Raw genomic sequence first — 23,872 nt, 5'->3', positions numbered from 1 at the left:
ATGAGAATTACTTTAGTATTACTTAGCCTATTAGGCTGTTTGAACATGTTTGCTGCGCCTTTTAACACAGGCAAAATGGGATTTACCGTTCAGGTGAATGGAGAAGAAAATCCTTACAACATCTTCTCAGTTTTTGTGATGCCCGGTGAGCCCATATCATTATCATCGCAGAGTAGGGTGGACGTTGCTACGAATGAAGTAGCTATTGTAGAAAGGAACGGACTGGATTGGCAATTGAAAGCACCTTTGGTGCCTGGGGCTTACAATTTCACCATTACAAAAGGAGCAGACCAAATGTTGATCAATGTTCTGGTTTTGACTCCCATTGAAAACGCCAAGAGTGAGTATGTGAACAATTATCGTTTGGGGCAGTATCCATTGAAACCTCTGAACAACCAGGATATTTACATTGCGCCACGAGGGGTTTTTGAAGTGACACCCGATATTGAGTATTTGAAACTTAGTCCACATTTCACCATCAAGCAGTTTCTTTGCAAGCAGTTTGGCGGCTTCCCTAAATATTTCATTGTTAAAGAAAGGCTGCTTTTAAAGCTTGAATACTTATTAGAGAAAGTGAATAACAAAGGCTATTATGTAGGTACCTTCTCTTTCATTAGTGGTTATAGAACGCCTTTCTACAATAAGTCTATTGGGAATGTGCCTTATAGTATGCACGTTTATGGCGGAGCTGCCGATGTGGTAATCGATATGGATGGCGATGGCCATTTAGATGATCTTACTGGTGATGGTAGAATTGATGAAAAAGACGTTCGTACTTTCTATAATTTGGTGGATGAAGAATACACCAAGCCTGATTATGAGAAGTTTAAAGGAGGTTTGGGATTCTATAAGAAAAACAGCAGACATAAAGGTTTTATACATGTAGATGTAAGAGGCTGGAAGGCCAGATGGTAGAACAAGAAAAAAATGTTCAATTTTTTTCTTGTCATGCATTGACTAACAAAAAAAGCCTCTATATTTGCACTCCCATTCGGGACGAAGGTCTTGAAAAAACGGGACGGGGTGTAGCGTAGCCCGGTTATCGCGCCTGCTTTGGGAGCAGGAGGTCGCAGGTTCGAATCCTGCCACCCCGACTACTTAAAAGTCTAACTATCAGATGGTTAGGCTTTTTTTTATGTGTCGAAACCATGTGTCGAAAATTATTTTTTCTAGCATCTAGGTTGTAATTAATTGATTATGAATGGTGTATGTAGTTTAACTATGCCTGCAACCCCTCGGAGCTTTTTTAAGTAAATCTTTACTTGGTATGGCCTCTTTTTTTCTAGTGCAGCGGTCTTCTAACCAATTGAATATCTTTGCTGATATTAAACATATTCCGGCTTTCAGACTGGAACTTGTTTTGTGTATGGTATACATAGCTAAGTTCCCTACCAGGGTACTTCCTCTCTTCTTCAATTAGTTTAATATGTGCTGGGGTAGTTTTAATAATTTTTTGAAATGCACTTAAAAAATCTCCGTTAGCAAATGTTGTCATTAGTCCTGAGCTTAAATTGATGATAAATTGAAGTTTTGAATTTCTGGATTTAAGCTTATGTAACTTATATTGTTCATTGTATTCACTAAGAAGATATTGATATTCTTCTTTAATCTCATTTACATTAAATTCTGACCTTGAGATTTTATTTATCCAGTTAATTAATGCAAGGTGTTTATTCTTTATTTCTTCGTCAGATTTATAGTCTAATATCGCTTCCCAAGGTGTGTTAGGTTCTGGCTCAGGTATATCATCCAGTATAATATCTAGAACATTTGCTTTTTTATCCTCAATCGGTATACTTGGATTGATTCTAAGAAATGGGTAAAATTCATCATTGAATACTTTACTTAGATGTATGGCGTCAAGACGAGTTGATAAATCACTGGCTAAAAAAATGTCGAGGAAGAACTTTTGCCTTAGTTTTTCAAGTTCGTCTGGGCTTAATTCAGAAAACTTGATGCCATTTGTCTTTTTAAAGTCTGGATTAAATTTTGAAAGAACTTTTGAGAGCTCTTGTTGAATGTCGCTGATGTTTTTATTGTTTTCTGGATTGTTGAATTTTTCGAAATTATACGGAAATACATTTACAACTCCTTTATCAATCAGATATTCAAAAGTGCTTCTTTGGTAGCTCAGGTATTCTGGTGTCGAGCCTTCAAAAAGAAGACTAAGAGAAGCGTCACAAACATAGACTTTGTCATAGATCAGTGATAGCTTTTTCAGCTGAGGTTCATCTAGAAATTCAGTAAATGTCTCAAACGGATATACGACATTCTTTCCCATTAATCATTGATTTTGGTTTATATTTTTGAATAAAGTTAATCACTAAACTCATGTGTCGAAAACATGTGTCGAATTTCACTAATTTTAACCTACACCGATACATGAATTTATGTAACTGACTGATTATCAGTAATTATTGTATTCTGTAAAAGGTTCGAATCCTGCCACCCCGACTGAAAAACCACTTTAGAGAAATCTGAAGTGGTTTTTTCTTTTTGATGTCTTTTGCGTTGTGGGTCGTTTTCTAAATGGCTTTTATTCCTTTGGTTTTTTCTTCCTCTTCAAATCATTCTGTGAAACTTCCGTTTTGTCCTTTTGAAATTTCGCTTCGGTTTATCTCATGTTTTTTGATGACTTAAGTCATTTCTTCAGCCTTAAAATCAGCCCAATTTTGTTTCAGGTTTTGAGTCACGGAAAGCCAATGAATATTTTGTATCAATAGGGTATAGAAAGTTTAAATTTCTGGAGGAAAATAATAGTCGATACTTTTGTAAAGCGGAATTAGCAACGGCTTCTTATTTGGGCAGTATGTTCCACACTTGGCCAGCGAAAACGGGTTTTGAAATCAATCATTGTAAAGGGTTGCGTTTTAGTTTTAAAAAACCTCTATTTATAATGGTTCTAAATAGCTTTTAAGCACCCTTATTTCCCCTTAAAACCTTGCTAATGAAGGTTCTATAAGGCCTTTTTGCTTGAATTAGCCACTAACTCCGTATCTAAACTTTAGTTTGAAATAAAGCATTCCAATACTACCTTTGTCTCGATTTTTACGTGATGAGACAATCTGTGACTCTAACAACTGATTACATGTTATCGAAAAAAGCTCTAGTTCGCTTCGCGGCAGCATGCACGCTTGTATGCTGTTTTGTTTTTTCTGGCCATCAAGTCTACGGTCAGAGGGATAAGGTTCCGACCGATGAAGCACTTATCAAACAAGGTGAAGGTTTATTCAGTGAGTATGCCTGTAATACCTGCCACGCTGTAGACAAAAAGGTAGTTGGACCAGCCCTAGGTGGTGTTTACGATAGAAGAAGTCTAGATTGGATTTATTCTTTCGTGGAAAACTCTACTAAGCTTATCGCTAGCGGAGACGCTCAGGCAGTTCAAGTATTCAACGAGAACGGCAAAGTTCAAATGCCATCACACGATCTGTCTAACGATCAGATTTTGTCGATTATGGCCTACGTTCGTCATACTGAAGAGAATCCTCCGGTTCCTGCAGGTGGTGGCGATGTAACTGCAGAAGGAGGCGAAGCTGCTCAGGCTGGCGGAATTCCTTCAGAATACTTAAACATCATCATGATTACTTTGATTGCCGTTTTGGTGCTATTGCTGATAGTACTGGTAATCATTATCAATTTTGTTAACAGGTATTTGAAAGACAAAAAGGAGCTTTCGGAAGAGGATGAAGAAATCGTAAACGAGAAATTCAGCCTTTCAGCTTTCGTTAAAAGCCCAACAGTAATTGGTATTGTTACTTTCTTGGTTGTGGTTTTGGCCGCTAAAAACGTAATCGATGGTTTGTACACTGTGGGTGTTCAGCAAGGTTACCAGCCAACTCAGCCAATCGCTTTCTCTCACAAGCTACACGCTGGTGATATGGAGATTGCTTGTCAATATTGCCACACTGGAGTTGAAATTGCTAAAAACGCGAACATTCCTTCAGTAAATATCTGTATGAACTGCCACAGTTCTATCAAAACAGATTCTCCTCAAATTCAGAAACTTTACGCTGCTCAAGAAAGCGGCCAACCTATAGAGTGGGTAAGAATTCACAACCTGCCTGACTTGGCTTACTTCAACCACTCACAACACGTGAAAGTTGGAGGTATTGCTTGTCAGACTTGCCACGGTGAGATTCAGGAAATGGAAGTTGTTCAGCAACATGCTCCATTAACCATGGGATGGTGTATCGACTGTCATAGAAATACCGACTTGAATACTCAAGGCAATGGTTACTACGACAAATTGGTTGAGATGCACAACAAAACTTCTAAAACCCCTATGAAGGTAGAAGATATTGGTGGTCTTGAATGCTCTAAGTGTCACTATTAATTATTGAATAGAATTTCGATTTCTGATTGATATACAATGAAAGAAAATCAAAAAACATACTGGAAAGGGATTGAGCAATTGACCAATGAGCCGTCATTTGTGAAAAATGCCGAAAGCGAATTTCCAGAATACCTTCCTATCAATGAGAATAGTGAAGGACAAAGCAACAGAAGGGATTTCTTGAAACTTATGGGTTTTGGTATCGCAGCAGCTTCTTTGGCAGCTTGTGAGGCTCCTGTAAGAAAAGCAATTCCTTACCTAAACAAACCTGTGGATGTAGATCCTTCTATTCCTAACTACTACGCTTCTACCTATATTAATGGTGGCGATGCAGTTAGTGTAGTGGTGAAAACCAGAGAAGGTCGTCCGATTAAGATTGAAGGAAATAAATATTCATCAATCTCTCAGGGAGGTACGAACGCACAAGTAGAAGCTTCTGTACTTTCATTGTACGATAAAGAGAGACTTACTTCACCATTGAAGAATGGCGAAAAGACAGATTGGGCAACACTTGATAAAGAAGTGATTTCTCAATTGAACAAGATCTCTGCTCAAGCTAATGGCTCAGGCATTAGAATCGTGAGCAATTCAGTAGTTAGCCCTACCACTAAAAAGGCTGTTGGAGAATTCATCGCGAAATATCCATCTGCTGAGCATGTTTCTTACGATGCCATTTCTAACTACGGAATCACTGAGGCAAACAACAGATCGTTTGGCCAGTCTATGATTCCTTCTTACGATTTCAGCAAAGCAAAAACTATTGTAAGTATTGGTGCTGACTTCTTAGGAACTTGGGTTTCTCCAATCGAATTCACTAAGCAGTATTCAAAAACAAGAAAAATCAATTCGCACCACAGAGAAATGTCTCGTCACTACCAGTTCGAGTTTAACCTTTCTTTGACGGGTGCGAATGCTGATTATAGAACAGGTATTAAACCTTCTCAAGTTGGCCCATTGGTAGCAGCTATTTATAATGGCGTTGCTTCTAAAGCTGGTCAGGCGAAGGTAAGCGGGGGTGCTGCTGATGTTCAGCATGCTTCTGCGGCTATTAACGAACTTTGGGCTAACAGAGGTAGCTCTTTGGTTGTAGCGGGTTCTAATGATCCTGCAGTTCAGGTTTTGGTAAACGGTATCAATGCTATTTTGGGCAACTACGGTACTACCATCAGCACAGACGCTCCTTTAATGGTTCGTCAAGGTGATGACCATGCCATGAGCAACTTTGTTAAAGATTTGAGCGCTGGTAGAGTAGGTGCTGTTATCTTCTTTAACTGTAATCCTCTTTACGATTCTCCGGAAGCTAAAGCCTTAGAAACTGCTTTGTCTAAAGCTTCTTTGAAAATATCTACTTCAGATAGAAATGATGAGACAGCCTCTAAAATGAATTATGTGGCTCCAGATCATCACTTCTTAGAGCAATGGAATGATGCTGAAATTAAAGCTGGTCATTACAGCTTGGTTCAGCCTACAATTTCTCCATTGTTTGATACTCGTCAGGCACCAGAATCATTCTTGAAATGGTCAGGTAAAACTGTTGAGTACTACGCATACCTTCAGGATAATTGGAGAGAGAATTTCTTCACCCTACAAGGTGATACTTCAAACTTCCAGACTTTCTGGGATAAGACTTTATTTGATGGTGTTTTTGAATCAGGTGTAGCTCCAACAAGTTATGTTTTTGATTTCGCAGCAGCATCTTCTGCAGCTACCCTTGTAGCTCAGAACTATAAAAAGCAATCTGCAGGTCTTGAACTTGCCATTTACGAGAAGATTGCGATTGGTAGCGGTTCTCAAGCCAATAACCCTTGGTTGCAAGAAACTCCAGACCCAGTAACAAAATCTACTTGGGATAACTACTTGACTATTTCTCAGGCGGAAGCTGAAGAGTGGGGAATTGAAATGATTGAAGAAAACACTCAAACTGTAAATCTTACAGTAGGTGGTGTGTCAGTTACAGTTCCTGTATTGATTCAGCCTGGTCAAACGCCAGGTACGGTTGGTCTTGCTCTTGGTTATGGTAGAACTAACGCTGGTAGAGTAGCGAACGGTGTTGGTGTAAACGCTTATCAGTTCGTAACCAAATTGAATGGAGCAAATGTTTATGATGTTTTAGCTGGCGTTTCTGTAGAGAAAACTGGCGATGCATACAAAATTGCTCGTACTCAAACTCACCAAACTTACATGGGAAGAACCAACGTGGTTCAAGAGTCTGTACTTTCAGAATACAAAAAGGATACAAAAGCGGGAAGAGAATTCCCGAAAATCTATAAAGATGGTGAGTTTGTTAAACCTTCTAAAGTAACCCTTTGGAGAGGCCACGAATACAACAATCACCATTGGGGATTAGCAATTGACATGAACTCTTGTACAGGTTGTTCTGCTTGTACTGTAGCTTGTCAGGCTGAAAACAACATTCCAGTAGTTGGTAAGGAAGAAGTTCTTAACAGAAGAGAAATGGCGTGGATCAGAATTGACCGCTACTATAGCTCTGATGCTCCTGTTACTGACAAAATCGGAATGCTAGAAGCTTCAGCAAATCCTGAGGTTACCTTCCAACCAATGATGTGTCAGCACTGTAACAACGCTCCTTGTGAGACTGTTTGTCCGGTTGCTGCTACTACTCACAGTACTGAAGGCCTTAACCAAATGACTTACAACAGATGTATCGGTACAAGATATTGTGCTAACAACTGTCCTTATAAAGTAAGAAGATTCAACTGGTTCAAGTATCATGATAATACACAGTTCGATAAGAACATGGCTATGAACAACGATTTGGGTAAAATGGTATTGAACCCAGATGTGACTGTTAGAGCTAGAGGTGTAATGGAGAAATGCTCAATGTGTGTGCAAAGAATCCAAGCTGGTAAGCTAGCAGCTAAGCGTGAAGACAGAAGACCTGTTGATGGTGAAATTAATACTGCGTGTGCTTCGGCTTGTCCTGCAGATGCAATCATCTTCGGAGATATGAACGATCCTAAATCTAAAATCTCTGCTGCACTTCAAATTCAGGAAGAAGAGAACGAGAAGGGTAAGCTTGAGAAAGTGGTGAATGAGGACAGAGCATATCACGTGTTGGAAGAAATCAACGTGAATCCGAATGTTTGGTACTTCACCAAAATCAGAAACAAGGAAAAACAAACAACTGAAGCTTAATTTTTAAAAACGATACACTATGCAGGTTACTTCATCAGTAAGAAAACCTTTGATAACAGGCGGTAAGACTGTCCATGACGTTACCGAAGATATCTGCAGGCAAGTAGAGGGTAAGCCTACTAAGTCCTGGCTATTAGGTATTACTGCCGCCATAATCGCACTTCTCATTGGGTTTTTGGCCGTTGCTGCTACTCTTTGGGAAGGAATTGGAATGTGGGGATTGAACAAAACCGTAGGTTGGGCTTGGGATATCACCAACTTCGTATGGTGGGTAGGTATTGGTCACGCAGGAACTTTGATTTCTGCAGTACTATTGCTCTTCCGTCAGAAATGGAGAATGGCTATTAACAGAGCTGCGGAAGCGATGACAATCTTCGCTGTAATTTGTGCGGCAATGTTCCCTGTATTGCACATGGGTCGCCCTTGGTTAGGAGCTTACTGGGCTCTTCCGCTACCAAACTTGTTTGGTTCACTTTGGGTAAACTTTAACTCACCACTACTTTGGGACGTATTCGCGATCTCAACTTACTTCTCAGTTTCACTTGTTTTCTGGTACTTAGGGCTTGTTCCTGACTTCGCCACCATCAGAGATAGAGCAAGCGGAATTAGAAGGAAAATTTATGGAGCACTTAGTTTAGGTTGGGATGGTGCTGCTAAAACATGGTCAAGATATGAGAGTGTATCGTTAATCTTGGCTGGTTTGGCTACTCCTTTGGTACTTTCAGTACACACCATCGTATCTTTTGACTTTGCAACTTCTGTAATCCCGGGATGGCACACTACCATTTTCCCTCCTTACTTCGTTGCAGGTGCGATCTTCTCTGGATTTGCCATGGTACTTACCCTTATGTTGGTAACCAGAGCCCTGTTTAAACTTCAAGATTATATCACAATTGAGCATATCGAATTGATGAACATTGTAATCATCGTTACGGGTTCAATTGTAGGTATCGCTTATATCACTGAGTTCTTTATTTCTTGGTACTCTGGAGTTCCTGCTGAGCAATATGCATTCTTTAACAGGATGCAAGGGCCATACTGGTGGGCTTACTGGTCTATGATGACTTGTAATGTAATTTCTCCACAGCTTTTCTGGTCTAAGAAAATCAGAACCAACATTGCCGCTACCTTCATCATTTCCATTGTAGTAAACATTGGTATGTGGTTCGAGCGTTTTGTGATTATCGTTACCTCTTTGCACAGAGATTACCTTCCATCTTCTTGGGCTATGTTCTACCCAACTATTTACGATATGGGAGTTTATCTATTCACCTTCGGATTGTTCTTTACAGCGTTCTTGCTTTTCGCCAAGTTCTTCCCTGTAATCAACATGGCAGAGGTTAAAAGTATTGTTAAATCTTCATCTGAAAATGAGCCTATTCAAATATGAGTGATTCAAGAAATTTTGTTCTCGGAGTTTATGATGATGAGGACGTGTTGTTGAAAGCGGTGAGAAAGGTGAGAGAAGCCGGAGTTAAGATAGACGAGGTTTATTCTCCTTTCCCTGTACACGGTCTGGATGAAGAACTAGGCTACAAAAAATCAAGACTTCCTATTGCTGCTTTTATGTTCGGTGCTTTGGGTACCACTTTAGCATTAACCATGCAGCTTTGGATGCTAGGAGTAGATTGGCCAATGATTATTGGTGGTAAGAACTTTACTCCACTGCCTGACTTTGTGCCTGTAACTTTTGAGCTTACAGTACTTTTGGCAGCTTTTGGTATGGTGGGTACCTTTTTGGTAAGCAGCGACCTTAAGCCGTGGAAAAATCCTAATCTTTTAGATATTAGGATTACTGATGACAAACACATTATGGCGATTGACCTTGGTAAAAACAGGTCGGTAGATGCTAGTGTTATCAACGCTGTGTTGAAAGATTCAGGTGCGGTTGAAGTAAACGATAAAGAAGTAGAAGACTAAGCTAACTGATGATCATGTTAAATAGATTCAAAGCATTTTTACCACTCGTAGCGGTTGTCGCGCTGGCTTCTTGTACAGCACATGGCGATGATCCAGGTTTGGAATATGCCCCTCAGATGTATCATTCTATTCCTTATGAGCCATTGACTCAGATTAAGGATAAAGACAGAGGTGAGTGGTTGAGTACTAGAGAAGATGGGTTAGGAGAGTTCTATAACTCAAACCCTAATAATAAATACGAGCAAAACGTAAGAAAGCCTGTTGATGGAACGGTAAGAAGAACCAAAAGTGGTGTACTTCCTTATCGTTTGGGTAAAGACGATATAGAGCTTGCGAATGAATTGACAAATCCATTGCCTGATACTGAAGAAGTTTTAGCAGAAGGTAAAAGGCTTTACGAATTGTATTGCGACCATTGTCACGGTACTAACGGTAAGGCTGACGGACCAGTAGCGGACATCTTCAAAGGTGTGCCGCAATACAGCGCAGCTGCTCAGAGAAATCTTTCAGAAGGACACATTTTCCATGTTATTACTTATGGAATCAGAAGAATGGGAGCTCATGGTTCTCAAATTGATCCTGAAAGAAGATGGAAGATTGTTAGATATGTACAACAATTGCAAAAACAATAACGACCAAATTTTTTAAGAGATGATTAAAGAAAAATTTGAATTTACCTCGGGCCTAAAAAGAACGCTATCTATTGTGGCGATTGTAGGGGTAGTATTGTTGTTATTGGGAGCAATATTACCAAGCGGAGGACATCATGAAGCTGCTGCTGGAGAGCACGGTACTGAGCATGTTGCTTCTGCTGGAGAACATCACGAAGCTGCGGTTGACGCTCATGGAGCTACTGCTGAGCATGGTACCGAAGTTGGACATGAAGCTGCTGAAGCCGAACACGGTGGTGGCTGGTTTAAAAGATTTAAAGTAGACTTGTGGATCAACAACGTATACTTTACAGGTTTAGCCTTAATTGGAGTTTTCTTCTTCGCTATTCAATATGCGGCACAAGCAGGTTGGTCTGCGTTTATTTTGAGAATTCCTTTATCAATGGCCAATTGGTTGCCAATTGCTGGTATTCTAATGTTGGTTAGTTTCTTGGCTTTTGGTCATGATATTTTCCACTGGACTCACAGCGACTTATACGAAGTAGGTAGCGCACATTACGATGCATTGATTGATGGTAAGAGCGGATTCTTCTTCTTTCCTTTAGAAGGTGGTTCTTTCCCATTGTTCTATGTACTTAGAATGGTTGTTTTCTTCGGTGTTTGGTACATCCTTTTAAAGAAGATGCAATCATTAGCGTATGCTGAAGATGAATTAGGCGGAGATAGCTACTGGTATAAATTGAGAAAATTCTCAGCTATTTTCTTAGTATTCTTTGCTGTGTCATCATCAGTTTCTGCTTGGGACTGGATCATGTCAATCGATACACACTGGTTCTCTACCATGTTTGGTTGGTATGTGTTTGCTAGCTGGTGGGTTTCTGGCTTGGCTCTTATTACCTTGATTACTGTATTGTTGAAAGAAGCTGGTTACCTCCCTCAGGTTACAGCTAACCACTTACACGATTTGGGTAAATTTGTTTTCGCTTTCAGTATTTTCTGGACATACGTGTGGTTCTCTCAATTCCTATTGATTTACTACGCGAACATTCCTGAAGAATCAGTATACTTTGTTGAGCGTTTGCTAGACGATAAGTATGCTCCATTCTTCTTCATTAACCTAATCATGGATTTCTTCTTCCCATTCTTGGCTTTGATGACAAGAGACGCGAAGAGATTAACAGTGTTCTTGAAAATTGCTTGTGTGGTAGTTCTTGCTGGCCACTGGATCGATTTCTACCTAATGGCTACTCCAGGTACGCTTGGCGATGCTGGTTCATTCGGATTAACAGAAATCGGTATGTACATGATTTTCGGAGCGGCCTTCTTATTTGTAACTTTGAGCAAATTGGCTAAGCATCCATTGGTTGCGAAAAACCACCCAATGTTGGGAGAAGCAAAACATCATCATATTTAATAAGAGTAAACTAAAGATATGTTCGGGTTTTATATAGTATTGGCGATTTTCTTAGTTCTGGCGATCCTTGTGTTGATCTACAGAGTAAGCAGATTGGTGAACGTAATTAAGGGTTCGGAGGACCAGCTTGTTACAAAAAGTAATAATGTGAACGCAGTCTTAATGATAGTATTTATGGTGCTATTCTTTGGATTGTCAGCATGGTATTCATGGGCTCATTATGATTCTTATGCTCCACCGGTTGGTTCAGAGCACGGAGAACTTACAGATAAGCTTTTCTGGAGAACCATGTGGATCACTGGAATTGTGTTTACACTTACTAATGTGCTTCTTTTTGTGTTTTCTTATAAATACAGATATAGAGAAGGTAACAAAGCAGAGTTTTATCCTCACAATAATAAACTCGAATTAATCTGGACGGGAGTACCTGCAATTGTATTGACTTGGTTGGTGATTTCTGGATGGATGGCTTGGTCTGATATTACTAGCCAAGCCCCTGAAGATGCTGAGCAAATCGAGATTATGGGTTACCAGTTTGCTTGGTCTATTCGCTATGGTGGAATGGATAACGAAGTAGGTGATTACGATTACCGTTTGATCGATGCAGTTAATGCTCACGGTCAAGACTTCTCTGATAGAGCAAACTTTGATGATTTCAACAATCAATCTTTGGTAATTCCTAAAGGAAGACCAGTGCTGTTGAAAATCAGAGCTCGTGACGTACTTCACAGTGTGTTCATGCCTCAAATGAGATTGAAAATGGATGCCGTACCAGGTATGCCTACTCAGTTCTGGTTTGTAGCAAATAAAACTACTGAAGAAATGAGAGTTGAAGAAGGAAACCCTGATTTCAACTACGAGTTGGCTTGTACTGAAATTTGTGGTAGAGGTCACTTCTCAATGAAGAAAGTAGTTACTGTTCTTGAACCAGAAGAGTACGACAAATGGAAAGCAGAACAAAAGTCATGGTTGTCTAAAAACCCTGATTATTTAACTCAGGTTCCTGAGAATTTAAAAGAGTTGGCGGTAGTAAGCGCAGGGATTAACGAATAATTAAAGACGAATATATAAAGATGGCAACAGCAGCAGCACAAATTGATGCACACGCGCATGACGATCACCACGATCATGATCATGAACAATCGTTCATCAGTAAGTATATTTTCTCTCTTGACCATAAGACAATTGCTAAGCAATTCCTGATTACAGGTATTTTCTGGGCAATTATTGGAGCGGCTTTATCTGCAATTTTCAGATTGCAATTGGGTTTCCCAGATATGGATATGGGATGGTTGAAACCTTTATTAGGCAAATGGATAACAGCTGAAGGAACGTTAGATCCTGAATTCTATCTTGCTTTAGTAACTATGCACGGTACTATCATGGTATTCTTCGTGCTTACAGCTGGATTGAGTGGTACTTTCAGTAACTTCTTGATTCCGTTACAAATTGGAGCAAGAGATATGGCATCAGGTTTTATGAACATGTTGTCTTTCTGGTTCTTCTTCATTTCTGGTTGTATCATGTTCGTTTCTTTATTCTTAGAAACAGGACCAGCAGCTGGTGGTTGGGTAGTTTATCCTCCATTGAGTGCTTTGCCTCAGGCCATTTCAGGTTCTGGTATGGGTATGACACTTTGGTTGGTGGCAATGGTATTCTTCATCGCTTCTCAGTTACTTGGTGGTATCAACTATATCACAACTATTATTAACATGAGAACTCAAGGAATGACGTTCTCGAGATTGCCTCTTACAATATGGGCATTCTTTTTAACTGCTGTTATTGGTGTATTGTCATTCCCTGTATTGTTTGCTGCGGCTCTTTTATTAGTATTTGATAGAAGCTTCGGTACTTCATTCTATTTATCTGAAATTTATATTGGGGGAGAGGCTTTGCCAAACGTTGGTGGTAGCCCGATCTTATATCAGCACTTGTTCTGGTTCTTAGGTCACCCTGAAGTATATATTGTATTGTTGCCTGCTTTGGGTATTACTTCAGAGATTATTGCAACGAACGCTCGTAAACCGATCTTCGGTTACAAAGCGATGATCATTTCAATGTTGGGTATTACTGTACTTTCTTTCGTAGTATGGGCACACCACATGTTCGTCTCTGGTTTGAGCCCATTCTTAGGATCGATCTTCATGTTCTTAACATTGATCATTGCAATTCCTTCTGCGGTAAAAGTATTTAACTACTTAACTACGCTATGGAAAGGTAACATCGTATTTACGCCTGCCATGCTATTCTCAATTGGTTTGGTATCGGTGTTCATTTCTGGAGGTATCACGGGTATATTCCTGGGTAACTCTGCCATCGATATTCAGCTTCACGATACTTATTTCGTTGTTGCTCACTTCCACTTGGTAATGGGGGCTGCTTCTTCTTTCGGACTTTTGGCTGGTGTTTATCACTGGTTCCCTAAAATGTTCGGTAGAATGCTGGATAGAAAATTGGGTTATATCCACTTCTGGTTAACATTTGTAGGTATCTACTCTGTATTCTTCCCAATGCATTACATTGGTATCGCAGGTTTCCCAAGAAGATATTATTCATTTACTAATTTCGATGCTTTCAGCGGTTTCACCGATTTGAATGCCTTCATCAGTATTGCAGCGATTTTGACTTTCTTCGGACAGTTCATCTTCCTTTTCAACTTCTTCTACAGCATGTTCAGAGGAAGAAAAGCACCTGCGAATCCATGGAGATCGAATACTTTGGAATGGACAACTCCTATACTTCCTGGTCACGGAAACTGGCCTGGCGAAATTCCAAAAATTTACAGATGGCCTTACGATTATTCTAAGCCAGGAGCACCTGAGGATTTCATTCCTCAAACGGTACCTTTCTCTGAAACTATGGAATCAAATCTTCCGCATGAGAATGATATGATTGCAATTGAGAAAGAAGAAGCTGCAGCTGAGATTATTGTAGTGAATGACTCAAAAGGCCATTAAAGGAAAGCTTTTCAGGCGGTTTTCAGCTGTCACGGTAATAGCCGTTTACCTGTTAATCTTAGTAGGCGGCATTGTAAGAAGTACAGGTTCAGGAATGGGATGTCCCGACTGGCCTAAATGTTTCGGAAGTTGGGTTCCCCCAACAGAGGTAAGCCAACTTCCTGAAAACTATAAAGAGATTTACGCTCAGCAAAGGGCTGAGAAAAACGAAAGGTTTGTAAGCTATCTTACTGCGTTTGGGTTTGAGGACTTGGCTTATCAGATTAAAAACGATCCTGATATTCTCAATGAAGCGGATTTTAACCCAACAAAAACCTGGACTGAATATGTAAACCGTTTGGTGGGAGCGGTGATCGGTTTTCTGATTTTTGGAACATTCATTTGTTCCTTGACTTATTGGAAAGCGGATAGAACCATCGCAGTTCTTTCATTTATTGCATTTGTATTGGTCGGGTTCCAAGGATGGATAGGCTCAATTGTGGTAAGTACTAACTTGCTCCAATGGATGATTACCGTTCATATGCTTTTGGCATTGGTGATTGTTTGTCTGCTCATCTATGTTCATTATAGATCTAAACGCTCTAATGTGAAATTGGCTTTAGAGAAAGGTAGAATGGTTTCAGCTGTTTTGATGAGTGCCATTTTATTGAGTTTAGTTCAGATTGTATTGGGAACTCAAGTAAGAGAAGCCTTAGATATTATTTCAGAGAGTTTGAATAGAACACAGTGGATTTCTGCACTTGGTGTAGAATTTAAAATTCACAGATCTTATTCAATTTTACTCTTGGGAGTGCATTTGTACTTGACTTGGATGGTATCTAAAGACGCTAAAGCTGATAAGAAGGCGAAGCTACTTGTGAGTAGTTTACTGCTTCTTGTAGGTTGTGAAGCAGTTTCTGGAATAGTCATGGCATATTTTGGTGTGCCACCAGCAGTTCAACCAATACACTTGTTATTAGGAAGTTTAATTATAGGAGTACAGTATTACATACTATTGCTCTTGAGTAATAAAAGAATTGAGAGAAGCATCATTGCATGATATCAAATAATTCAACGGATTTAGCTGTAAAAGGGCTCTGGGCTCAAAAGGTGAAGGCCTATGTTGAGTTAGTAAAGATGAGATTATCTTTACTGGTAGCTTTTTCTTCGGCTTTTGGTTATGCTTTAGCTATGGGAGGCAATGTGGATTGGCTTCAGCTTTCTATGCTTTTTATAGGAGGCTGGTTGATTTCCGGAGCTTCTTGTACCATCAATCAGGTGATAGAAAAGGATTACGATCTTTTAATGAAAAGAACGCAGTCTCGTCCCTTACCTACAGAAAGATTGACAGCCAGTGAGGCTTACTCTTTTGCTTCAGTGATTGGTTTTGCAGGAATTTTGATTCTGTTCCAATACACAAACCTGCTTACCACAGGTTTGGCGGTTCTTTCCATGATTCTATACAGTTTTGTATATACTCCTTTAAAAAGAGTGGGACCTATCGCTGTATTTGTGGGTGCTTTTCCTGGAGCCTTGCCTCCATTATTAGGATGGACAGCCGCCACTGGAATGATCAGTCATGAGGCTATGATCATTTTTGGAATTCAATTTATTTGGCAGTTCCCTCATTTCTGGGCTATTGCTTGGGTAGCTGATGAAGATTATAAAAAGGCTGGTTTCAAACTTCTTCCTGTTCAAGGAGAGAAAGATATGAAAACCGCTTTTCAGATAATGACATACACGTTGTTCTTAATTCCTTTGGGCTTGTTGCCAACTTATTTTGGAATTACGGGAGTAAACAGCGGAATTGTGGCAACCATTTGTGGAGTGCTGTTTTTAGCACAAACGATTAAGTTAATGCGCGATCAATCTAGAAAGTCGGCCTTGGGCATTATGTTCGGCTCCTTTCTTTATTTACCGATTGTGCAGATTGCGTACTTGTTGGATATGGTGAAATGATGGCAGAGAATTATCAATTTGTAGATAAACCTTTAGAGCAGCCGCTCTCAATGCATCCAAAGAAATTTGCGATGTGGTTGTTTATCGTAACGGTGGTTATGATTTTTGCGGCCTTTACAAGTGCTCATATCGTAAGACAAGCGAGCGGCAATTGGTTGGAATATGACCTGCCATCGCTATTTAAAGTAACTTCAGTCATAATTATTTTGAGCAGTGCTTCAATGCACTTTGCTTATATGGCTGCTAAAAGAAACGATTTTCTAAAGCTGAAAATCGGTGTTGCAATAACTTTTGTTCTTGGTTTAGCTTTCCTTATCGGTCAGTTTAAAGCTTGGGGGCAATTGGTAGATGCTGGAGTTTTCTTTGTAGGAAATCCAGCAGGAAGCTTCCTGTACGTGTTTACAGGTTTGCACGGACTGCACTTAATTGCAGGAGTGATTTATCTGTTGTATCTATTGGTCGCGGCCATGAAGAATAAAGTGAATTCAGAGAATATGTTGAACATGGAAATGTGTTCTACTTTCTGGCACTTTCTAGGCGGACTTTGGATATACTTGTATATATTTTTATTACTTAACCATTAATTTGAACCAATTAACTATGGCTACTACAGCTACAGTCAGCAAAAAAAGCTTATGGTCAGGTGGGGCGGAGCCTTTTAAGGCTAGCTATGGAAAACTCATGATGTGGTTCTTCCTACTATCCGATGCCTTTACGTTCTCAGGCCTTTTGATCACTTATGCATTCTTAAGGTGGACATCTCCTGCCTATAATGGCGACCCTAAGGATTTTGTGTTTTCTACTGAATACTGGCCTATTCCTGAGAAGGTATACAATGCCTTTCCAGGTGGTTTTCATGGCGACAACTGGGCGCTGGTATTTGTAGGTTTAATGACCTTCATCCTTATCTTAAGTAGTGTTACTATGGTATTGGCTGTAGAGGCTGGTCATAGAATGGATAAGAAAAATGTTGTAAAATGGATGCTTTGGACCATTATTGGTGGTTTGGCGTTCTTGAGCTGTCAGGCTTGGGAGTGGTCTCACTTTATCTCTGGTACAGATATCGCTACCATTGGAGACGTTCTTAAAAACGGAAGATGGGTTGAAAATGCTGAAATCTTTGGCGCTAACCTTACTTTCAACCAATACGGACCTCCTGCATTTGCTGCGTTGTTCTTCTTCATTACTGGTTTCCACGGTTTCCACGTGTTCTCTGGTGTGGTATTGAACATCATTATTTTCTTCAATGCTGCAAATGGATTGTACGAAAGAAGAGGCCACTACGAAATGGTTGAGAAGGTTGGTTTATACTGGCACTTTGTAGACCTTGTTTGGGTATTCGTTTTCACTTTCTTCTATTTGATCTGATCTAAAGACCTATTTATATTATGGAACATTCAGCAACAAGCAACGTAGTTGTACAACCTGCAGACCGAAGTAAAATCCTAGGTATTTGGAAAATTGCCTTGATCTTGTTCGTGATCACTGCCGTAGAATATGTTTTTGCATTCACTATGGGAGCAGGATTGTTAAGAAGTTCAATCTTCGTTGCATTGACACTTGTAAAAGCTTTCTTCATCGTAAGTGAGTTTATGCACTTGGGCCACGAGGTTAAAGGCTTAGTATATTCAATCATTCTTCCAATGATTTTCATCGTTTGGTTAATCATAGCCTTGGTGAAGTTAGAAGGAAGGGATGTGAAGGAAAGTAGAGGAACTCAAGATTATGAGCCTACCGGTACTGAACACGTAGAAAGTGGTCATCACTAGATTTTATAAAAACTTAAGAAATACATTTAAAAATCAGACTGAGCAATTGGTCTGATTTTTTGTTATTAACACATGAAAGCAAAAGGCATTTACCTATTTCTTTTGATTCTTTTACCCGTTTTGATTTTCCTTTTCCTCAAATCATTCGGTAATAATCAGTTCGATATTCCTGTACTTTATGCCAACGGAATTGGAGATACACTTCAAAATGTATCTTGTTTGGATAGATCGCAGAAGGCATATTTGGTTAGCAATCCGAATGTGAAAACTGGAGTAAATAAGGTGATTCATTTCGAAAGAATGGATGGCCCTGTTTTAAAATCGAGACTTGAAGAATTAGAAAAAGTTCAAGATGTATTTTACAATAATCCTCATGTGCATTTAACTTCGTATTTGAATAGCCAAACGATAGATAAGGCGGCCGTTAGTGGCTACGATCATCGAATCACTTTTATGAACCAGTTTTGGTCAGTTCAGTCTCTGGACTTAGCAGAATGGGCTAAACTGAAGTTCTGTGATTTGGTAATGTCTGATTTGGATAACCGCGTGGTTTTGGTCGATGCTAAAAATCAAATCAGAGGCTATTATAACATTATGGAGAGGGAGGAAACTGATAGGTTAATCCTAGAATTAAGAATATTGGAAAGTCAGAATAATGAGTGAAACCGCTTTGAACCCGAAGAAATCGATGTTATGGATACGAATTTTATCCATAGCTATTCCAGTAGCCGTAGCTGCTTTGCTTTCGTTACCACAGAAGTTAGAATTGGGCGATTGGGTTTATAATTTGCCACACATCATTGGTATTGTGAATACCTTAACCGCACTCTGTCTAATTGTGGCGTTAATCGCTATAAAGAAAGGTGATATTTCGCTTCACAAACGAATGAACACACTAGCATTGGCTTTGGGAGCCTTCTTTCTAGTTTGTTATGTGATTTATCATGCTTCAGCGCCATCAACGCCATATGGAGGAGAGGGGAGCTTAAAGTATGTTTATTATTTCTTCTTGATTACACATATTCTTCTTTCAATTGGCGTTGTGCCATTAGTGTTATTGGCTTTCTTTTATGCTTGGAGCAACGTGTTCGATAAGCACAAGAGAATTGTTAAATACACCTATCCAATTTGGCTTTATGTTTCAATTACTGGAGTGATTGTGTATTTGATGATTAGCCCATATTATCAATTTTGATTAAAAAAGTGCTCTTATATTCTTAAATTTGAGAACCATGAGGAAGTTCAGAATTACAGTGATTTCAGCCTTATTACTCGTTGGAGTAAATGCAGCTTCTTGGGCGCAGTGCGCCATGTGCAGAGGCTCAGTAGAGTCGGCTTTGAGCGCAGGTGACACCTCAATGGCAGCTAACCTCAATTTGGGCATTCTATACCTTTTTGTTGCGCCATATGTTCTGTTCGGAGTGTTGGCTTACTTCTGGTATAAATCGAGCAAGAAGAATGGGAAAACGATCAAAATTTTTGGCTATAGTCGAGGGTAAATGCCCTCAGTGTCATGAGGGAAAACTATTCGCTTATGGCACTTATAATTTGGGAAAGTTGACACAGATGAAAAAGCAGTGCGATCACTGTGGAGTAAAGTTTGAGCGCGAACCCCGTTTTTTCGATGGAGCTATGTACATCAGCTACGCCATGTCTGTTGGGCTCTTTCTGGTCAGTGCTTTCATTATTTATAATCTGGTAGAAAACGCTAATGAAAACACCTATTTGATAGCCATTATCTCAGAAGTCGTTTTACTGTACCCGATTATGTTCCGTTATTCTCGTATTTTCTACCTATACGCTTTCGGAGGTTTGAAATATAAACCTGAACTCGACTAAATTTCTTATTTACCTTATTCTTGGAAGTTCTGGCCTAATTTTCGTGGCAAATGGGCGTGAATTACAGCTAATTCAGCTTAATTCGTAATTTGTCACTTGCTAGATGAGAAGTTCTCATTAGCATGATTTTGAAAATTCAAGAACCAGGCGATTGTTGGAAATAAACCCTAAATTTTCCTTCCATAAATTCATAATCCTTTGTGTAGGGCTTTTGGCCATTACCTTGGTGATTGACGAACTCATTTTTTCCGATCGTGATAGGAGAGTAAATCCGCAAGAGACTATTTCAAATAATATCAATGAACAGCTGGCGGTTCTTGACCAAAAGATTGAAGAGGTAGGGAACAAGGCTATCGTGGACCTCAGTCGCTTGTTCAATAGGCTAGAGGCCAGCGAGGAATATCCATTCTTTATCTATGAAAACGGAGAGATCATTTATTGGTCTACTAATCGCTTTGTGCCGAAATACGGGACTTTAGAAGGAACTTATCTCTACAAGTTTCTTGAAATCAACAACGATAAATTCATTGTAAAAAAGAAGACTATAAACAGTGCTCAAAATCACATAGTTGAGATTTATGGCTTTTTGACACTGAGATCTGAGGTTCCGATTAATAAAGGTTTTCAGCTCACAGGAATGAATCCTGAAGTTTTTGGGAAATCCAATTATGTGCTTTCTCAGGATGCTTCAGCCCCATCAGATCATGAAATAACTAGCAACCAAGGGATTTATCTCTTCTCATTTTCAGGAACAGACTTAATGAAAGTTGACTATCCAGTGTATTCAACCTTCATTTTGCTTCTTTATCTCGTGTGTATAATACTGTTTGTTAGAGCAGCACTGTTTTACGCCAATGAATTAAATAAAAGAGGCCATCCCTTTTTAGGTCTTACATTACTAGCAGCAATGCTTCTTGCCATGCGCTTTTTAATGATTCATTTTGAATTTCCCTACAGCGTACGAGCATTTGGCCTTTTCGATCCAATTCACTTTGCAGCGAGCTATGTGGAACCTTCTTTGGGCGATTTACTACTCAACGAACTTTCTCTGTTGATTGTGGTGATATATGGTTTTTGGCAAATTCGCGAAGCTGATTTTGGTAAGGAGAAGGAAGGCCCAACGGTTGTAGTTCTTCTGGGAGCTTCAGTATTGTCATTTTTCTATTTAACCTTTGAACTCGATTCTTTGCTGAGTAATTCTCAATGGGAATTGGATATCGCAAAGGATATTAGCTTGAATTTGTATAAGCTGGTGAGCTATTTTATCCTGTTCGTTCAGGGAGTAATTTTCTTTTTGATCACGCAATTGGCGGCATTGAGATACATGCGATTAGAAAAGAAAAAGTGGTTTCAGATTGTTCTCGTGACTTCATTTATAGCCTGTGTTATTCTCAATTTCTTTTTTCAAGAGAAGAGGATCGTTGACCTTACCATTTATCTGATTTACTTTTTGTTGATTGTTAGGTTGAAGTTCCCTTTGGAAATCAGACAACTTAGTTATAATACTTTCCTTTACTTCTTTACAGCATCTTTTGTGGTTGCTCTTGTAAGTACTTTGGTGCTCAACGGAAACATTAGAAAGGTAGATAGGCAGGATAAAATCAGCATTGCCACCGAGCTTTTAGCGAATAACGATCTTACTGCTGAGTTTTTGCTTTCCGAGGCCAGCAAGGGTATTGAAAAGGATATCTTGATTCAAACCAATATATCCAACTCCTTTGCTTCTAAACAATTGATTCGTCAGCGTATTAGGCGCACCTATTTAGGGGAGTATTTCGATAAATATGATATCGAGATTTTTCTTTTTAATGGCTCAGGAAAGCCAATTAACAACAGTCAGTCGTCTGATTTTGGCGTATACGATCGCCTTTTTGCCCAAGATCAGTATAGAACGGAACATGATAATCTTTACTTCATAAGCAGGCGTTTCCCCAACAGTTCCAACCAATATTATCTGTTCATGGACATTGAACGGTACAATACTTTGGTGGGGCATATCATCATTAAACTAGATAAAAAGGAACAGTTGAGCAATAGTATTTTGCCCCAGCTATTGTTCGATGAAGCCCGAAGTAGTACCGATATGGGGCACTTTGATTATGCCCTTTATCAGAACGGAAAATTAGTGAACGCGATTGGCGACTTTAACTATGAACGCGACTTTCCTTCCGACTGGCACAGCCGCCCTAAGGTCTTCACTTCTGGTATCATAATCAACAAATACCATCATTTGGCGGTACAGGGGCGAAATGCTACTGAATTTTTCGTGATCAGTAGCCCAGTTTATCCGACACGATTTATGATCACCAACTTTTCACTATTCTTTCTCTTCACGGTAGGAATGATCATCGTGGTGTTTCTAATCAGTGCATTATTCTATAACCTGCGCAACGAAACGGTAACCATAGCGGCCAAAGTTCAAATTCTGCTCAACTTCGCCTTTTTCTTACCCTTGATCATCGTAAGCATTGTGGTGCTCCGCTTGGTGAACAATACCGTGAAAGATAATATCGAGGAGAATTATCTTGAAGTGGCCGAGAGTGCAGGAAAGAATGTGGCACCTACGGTGGAAGATTTCTTAGAAAGCCAAAATGAAAACAATGAAACGCTAGAGAATAGAGTGGTGGAAATCAGCCAGTATTCTAGGGCAGATATCAATCTGTTTAATGAAAATGGAGTTTTGATTGCCACGAATCAGCGAATGATTTTCGAAAATCAGGTGCTTTCTACTTATGCCAATCCAAAGGCTATGGCTGAAGTTATAGAGAATCGAACTAGCGAAAGATTATATACAGAAAGGGTTGGTAATTTGGTGTATCAAGCCACTTATGTGGGTATTCGATCACCCCAAAACAACAATTTGATCGGGATTTTGAGCATGCCATTTTTTAAGTCACAAACACAATTAAAAAGGCAGCAAACCGACATTGTTTCTAATATTCTTAATGCATTCACCTTTATCTTTATCGTATTTGTGTTGCTCTCTTTTGTGGCGTCAAAAATCATAACCTATCCTTTTAAGTACCTTACAGAGCGCATTAAGGCCACTACATTTTCCAATATCAATCAGCCTTTGGAATGGCCAGCTGATGATGAAATAGGGTTGATGGTTCGGGAATATAACCGCATGTTGGTGAACTTGGAGAAGAGTAAGAAAGAATTGGCCTTGAGTGAAAAAGAAAGCGCTTGGCGCGAAATGGCTCAGCAGGTTGCGCATGAAATTAAGAATCCACTTACGCCCATGAAGCTTAAGCTTCAGCATTTAAAAAGGGTGTTGACCGAAGGCAGAGACTTGCATCAGGATTTCAATAAGCCTATTGACAGCCTCTTAAATCAAGTGGAATCGTTGAGCGATATTGCAACTTCGTTTTCTTCTTTTGCCAAAATGCCTATTCCTCGAAACGAGAGACTAGATGTGGCTGATGCTTTGCGTAAGGTTGTAAGGCTTTTTAAAGCCGATAGTATGGATATGGAAGTGAATATTCCTCGAAATCCGGTTTGGGTAGAAGGGGATTCAAATCTTTTAGGACGCATTTTCAGCAATCTTATTCTCAATGCCCAACAAGCTATGCCCGAAGGACGAAAGCCAAGATTGGAAATTGAGTTGGAAGAAACACACTCCAAAGCGCGAATCAGCGTTGCCGATAATGGTTCTGGAATTCCAGACGATATTAAGGACAAGATATTTATCCCTAAATTTAGCACCAAGGAAGAAGGCTCCGGAATAGGCTTGGCGATTGCCAAACGCGGAGTAGAGCACGCAGGAGGGAGTATATGGTTCGAAACCGAAGCAGACAAAGGCACCACATTCTACATAGAATTTCCATTAACCGACTAGCTGTGCTCAGGGGGCTTTTTGTGCTGTTTTTTTGTTTGTGTGCAAATCAACTGAAAGCGCAAGAATCTGATAAATGCCGATGGATAAAGACAAA

Annotated in this window: 20 protein-coding genes and 1 tRNA gene; 20 read left to right on the top strand and 1 reads right to left on the bottom strand. The window is 39.6% G+C overall.

Annotated elements, in window-relative coordinates:
- Together ACXACJ_RS11640 and ACXACJ_RS11635 are read left to right on the top strand one after the other, a co-directional pair.
- A complete protein-coding gene (locus tag ACXACJ_RS11640) occupies positions 1-915 on the top strand; it encodes a hypothetical protein (RefSeq protein WP_475134540.1) in 915 nt (304 codons plus the stop codon).
- Between the two features lie 104 nt (positions 916-1,019).
- Positions 1,020-1,094, top strand: a tRNA-Pro gene (locus ACXACJ_RS11635).
- A gap of 188 nt (positions 1,095-1,282) precedes the next feature.
- Here the strand turns inward: ACXACJ_RS11635 and ACXACJ_RS11630 are convergent.
- Positions 1,283-2,281 carry a hypothetical protein gene (locus ACXACJ_RS11630; protein WP_475134539.1) on the bottom strand — a complete coding sequence of 333 codons (999 nt, stop codon included), beginning with the start codon at positions 2,279-2,281 and terminating at the stop codon, positions 1,283-1,285.
- Positions 2,282-3,088: 807 nt separating this feature from the next.
- Between ACXACJ_RS11630 and ACXACJ_RS11625 the strand changes: the two genes are divergently transcribed.
- The 18 genes from ACXACJ_RS11625 (at position 3,089) to ACXACJ_RS11540 (ending at position 23,778) form a co-directional block, all read left to right on the top strand.
- Positions 3,089-4,336 carry a cytochrome c3 family protein gene (locus ACXACJ_RS11625; protein WP_475134538.1) on the top strand — a complete coding sequence of 416 codons (1,248 nt, stop codon included), beginning with the start codon at positions 3,089-3,091 and terminating at the stop codon, positions 4,334-4,336.
- A gap of 36 nt (positions 4,337-4,372) precedes the next feature.
- Complete coding sequence (locus ACXACJ_RS11620; protein WP_475134537.1) at positions 4,373-7,492, top strand: TAT-variant-translocated molybdopterin oxidoreductase; 3,120 nt, start codon at positions 4,373-4,375, stop codon at positions 7,490-7,492.
- Positions 7,493-7,511: 19 nt separating this feature from the next.
- Positions 7,512-8,882 (top strand): NrfD/PsrC family molybdoenzyme membrane anchor subunit, encoded by a 1,371-nt coding sequence (gene nrfD / locus ACXACJ_RS11615; RefSeq protein ID WP_475134536.1) that lies wholly within the window; start codon positions 7,512-7,514, stop codon positions 8,880-8,882.
- Entirely contained in the window at positions 8,879-9,412 is a 534-nt protein-coding gene (locus ACXACJ_RS11610) for a DUF3341 domain-containing protein (protein ID WP_475134535.1), read from the top strand. The genes nrfD and ACXACJ_RS11610 overlap by 4 nt, the downstream gene beginning before the upstream one ends.
- A gap of 14 nt (positions 9,413-9,426) precedes the next feature.
- Positions 9,427-10,044 carry a c-type cytochrome gene (locus tag ACXACJ_RS11605; RefSeq protein ID WP_475134534.1) on the top strand — a complete coding sequence of 206 codons (618 nt, stop codon included), beginning with the start codon at positions 9,427-9,429 and terminating at the stop codon, positions 10,042-10,044.
- A gap of 19 nt (positions 10,045-10,063) precedes the next feature.
- Positions 10,064-11,437, top strand: a complete 1,374-nt coding sequence (locus ACXACJ_RS11600) for a quinol:cytochrome C oxidoreductase (protein WP_475134533.1) — start codon at positions 10,064-10,066, stop codon at positions 11,435-11,437.
- Positions 11,438-11,455: 18 nt separating this feature from the next.
- The gene (locus ACXACJ_RS11595) at positions 11,456-12,490 is read left to right on the top strand and encodes a cytochrome c oxidase subunit II (RefSeq protein ID WP_475134532.1); all 1,035 of its coding nucleotides are present in this window, start codon (positions 11,456-11,458) and stop codon (positions 12,488-12,490) included.
- A gap of 20 nt (positions 12,491-12,510) precedes the next feature.
- Positions 12,511-14,394: a cytochrome c oxidase subunit I gene (locus ACXACJ_RS11590; protein WP_475134531.1), complete on the top strand. Its 1,884-nt coding sequence runs from the start codon at positions 12,511-12,513 to the stop codon at positions 14,392-14,394.
- Complete coding sequence (locus ACXACJ_RS11585; RefSeq protein WP_475134530.1) at positions 14,375-15,433, top strand: COX15/CtaA family protein; 1,059 nt, start codon at positions 14,375-14,377, stop codon at positions 15,431-15,433. Before ACXACJ_RS11590 ends, ACXACJ_RS11585 begins: the two co-directional genes overlap by 20 nt.
- Positions 15,430-16,332, top strand: coding sequence for a heme o synthase (gene cyoE, locus ACXACJ_RS11580; RefSeq protein ID WP_475134529.1), 903 nt, complete (start codon positions 15,430-15,432; stop codon positions 16,330-16,332). The genes ACXACJ_RS11585 and cyoE overlap by 4 nt, the downstream gene beginning before the upstream one ends.
- A complete protein-coding gene (locus tag ACXACJ_RS11575; RefSeq protein ID WP_475135086.1) occupies positions 16,332-16,916 on the top strand; it encodes a cytochrome c oxidase subunit 3 in 585 nt (194 codons plus the stop codon). Before cyoE ends, ACXACJ_RS11575 begins: the two co-directional genes overlap by 1 nt.
- Before the next feature lie 16 nt (positions 16,917-16,932).
- On the top strand, positions 16,933-17,700 hold the full coding sequence (locus tag ACXACJ_RS11570; RefSeq protein WP_475134528.1) for a cytochrome c oxidase subunit 3: 768 nt from the start codon (positions 16,933-16,935) through the stop codon (positions 17,698-17,700).
- Between the two features lie 20 nt (positions 17,701-17,720).
- Positions 17,721-18,101, top strand: a complete 381-nt coding sequence (locus ACXACJ_RS11565; protein ID WP_475134527.1) for a cytochrome C oxidase subunit IV family protein — start codon at positions 17,721-17,723, stop codon at positions 18,099-18,101.
- A 72-nt stretch (positions 18,102-18,173) separates the two neighbouring features.
- Positions 18,174-18,764: a hypothetical protein gene (locus ACXACJ_RS11560; RefSeq protein WP_475134526.1), complete on the top strand. Its 591-nt coding sequence runs from the start codon at positions 18,174-18,176 to the stop codon at positions 18,762-18,764.
- Positions 18,757-19,296 (top strand): DUF420 domain-containing protein, encoded by a 540-nt coding sequence (locus ACXACJ_RS11555; protein ID WP_475134525.1) that lies wholly within the window; start codon positions 18,757-18,759, stop codon positions 19,294-19,296. The genes ACXACJ_RS11560 and ACXACJ_RS11555 overlap by 8 nt, the downstream gene beginning before the upstream one ends.
- 37 nt (positions 19,297-19,333) lie before the next feature.
- Positions 19,334-19,600, top strand: a complete 267-nt coding sequence (locus ACXACJ_RS11550; RefSeq protein ID WP_475134524.1) for a hypothetical protein — start codon at positions 19,334-19,336, stop codon at positions 19,598-19,600.
- Between the two features lie 67 nt (positions 19,601-19,667).
- Entirely contained in the window at positions 19,668-19,940 is a 273-nt protein-coding gene (locus tag ACXACJ_RS11545) for a DUF983 domain-containing protein (protein ID WP_475134523.1), read from the top strand.
- A gap of 151 nt (positions 19,941-20,091) precedes the next feature.
- Positions 20,092-23,778 (top strand): sensor histidine kinase, encoded by a 3,687-nt coding sequence (locus ACXACJ_RS11540; protein ID WP_475134522.1) that lies wholly within the window; start codon positions 20,092-20,094, stop codon positions 23,776-23,778.
- The last annotated feature ends 94 nt before the right edge of the window (positions 23,779-23,872 follow it).

This window comes from Roseivirga sp. AWQ4_251 (assembly GCF_056158225.1).
Note: the sequence above shows the minus strand (reverse complement) of the source record. Positions and strands in the feature narration are given on the sequence as shown.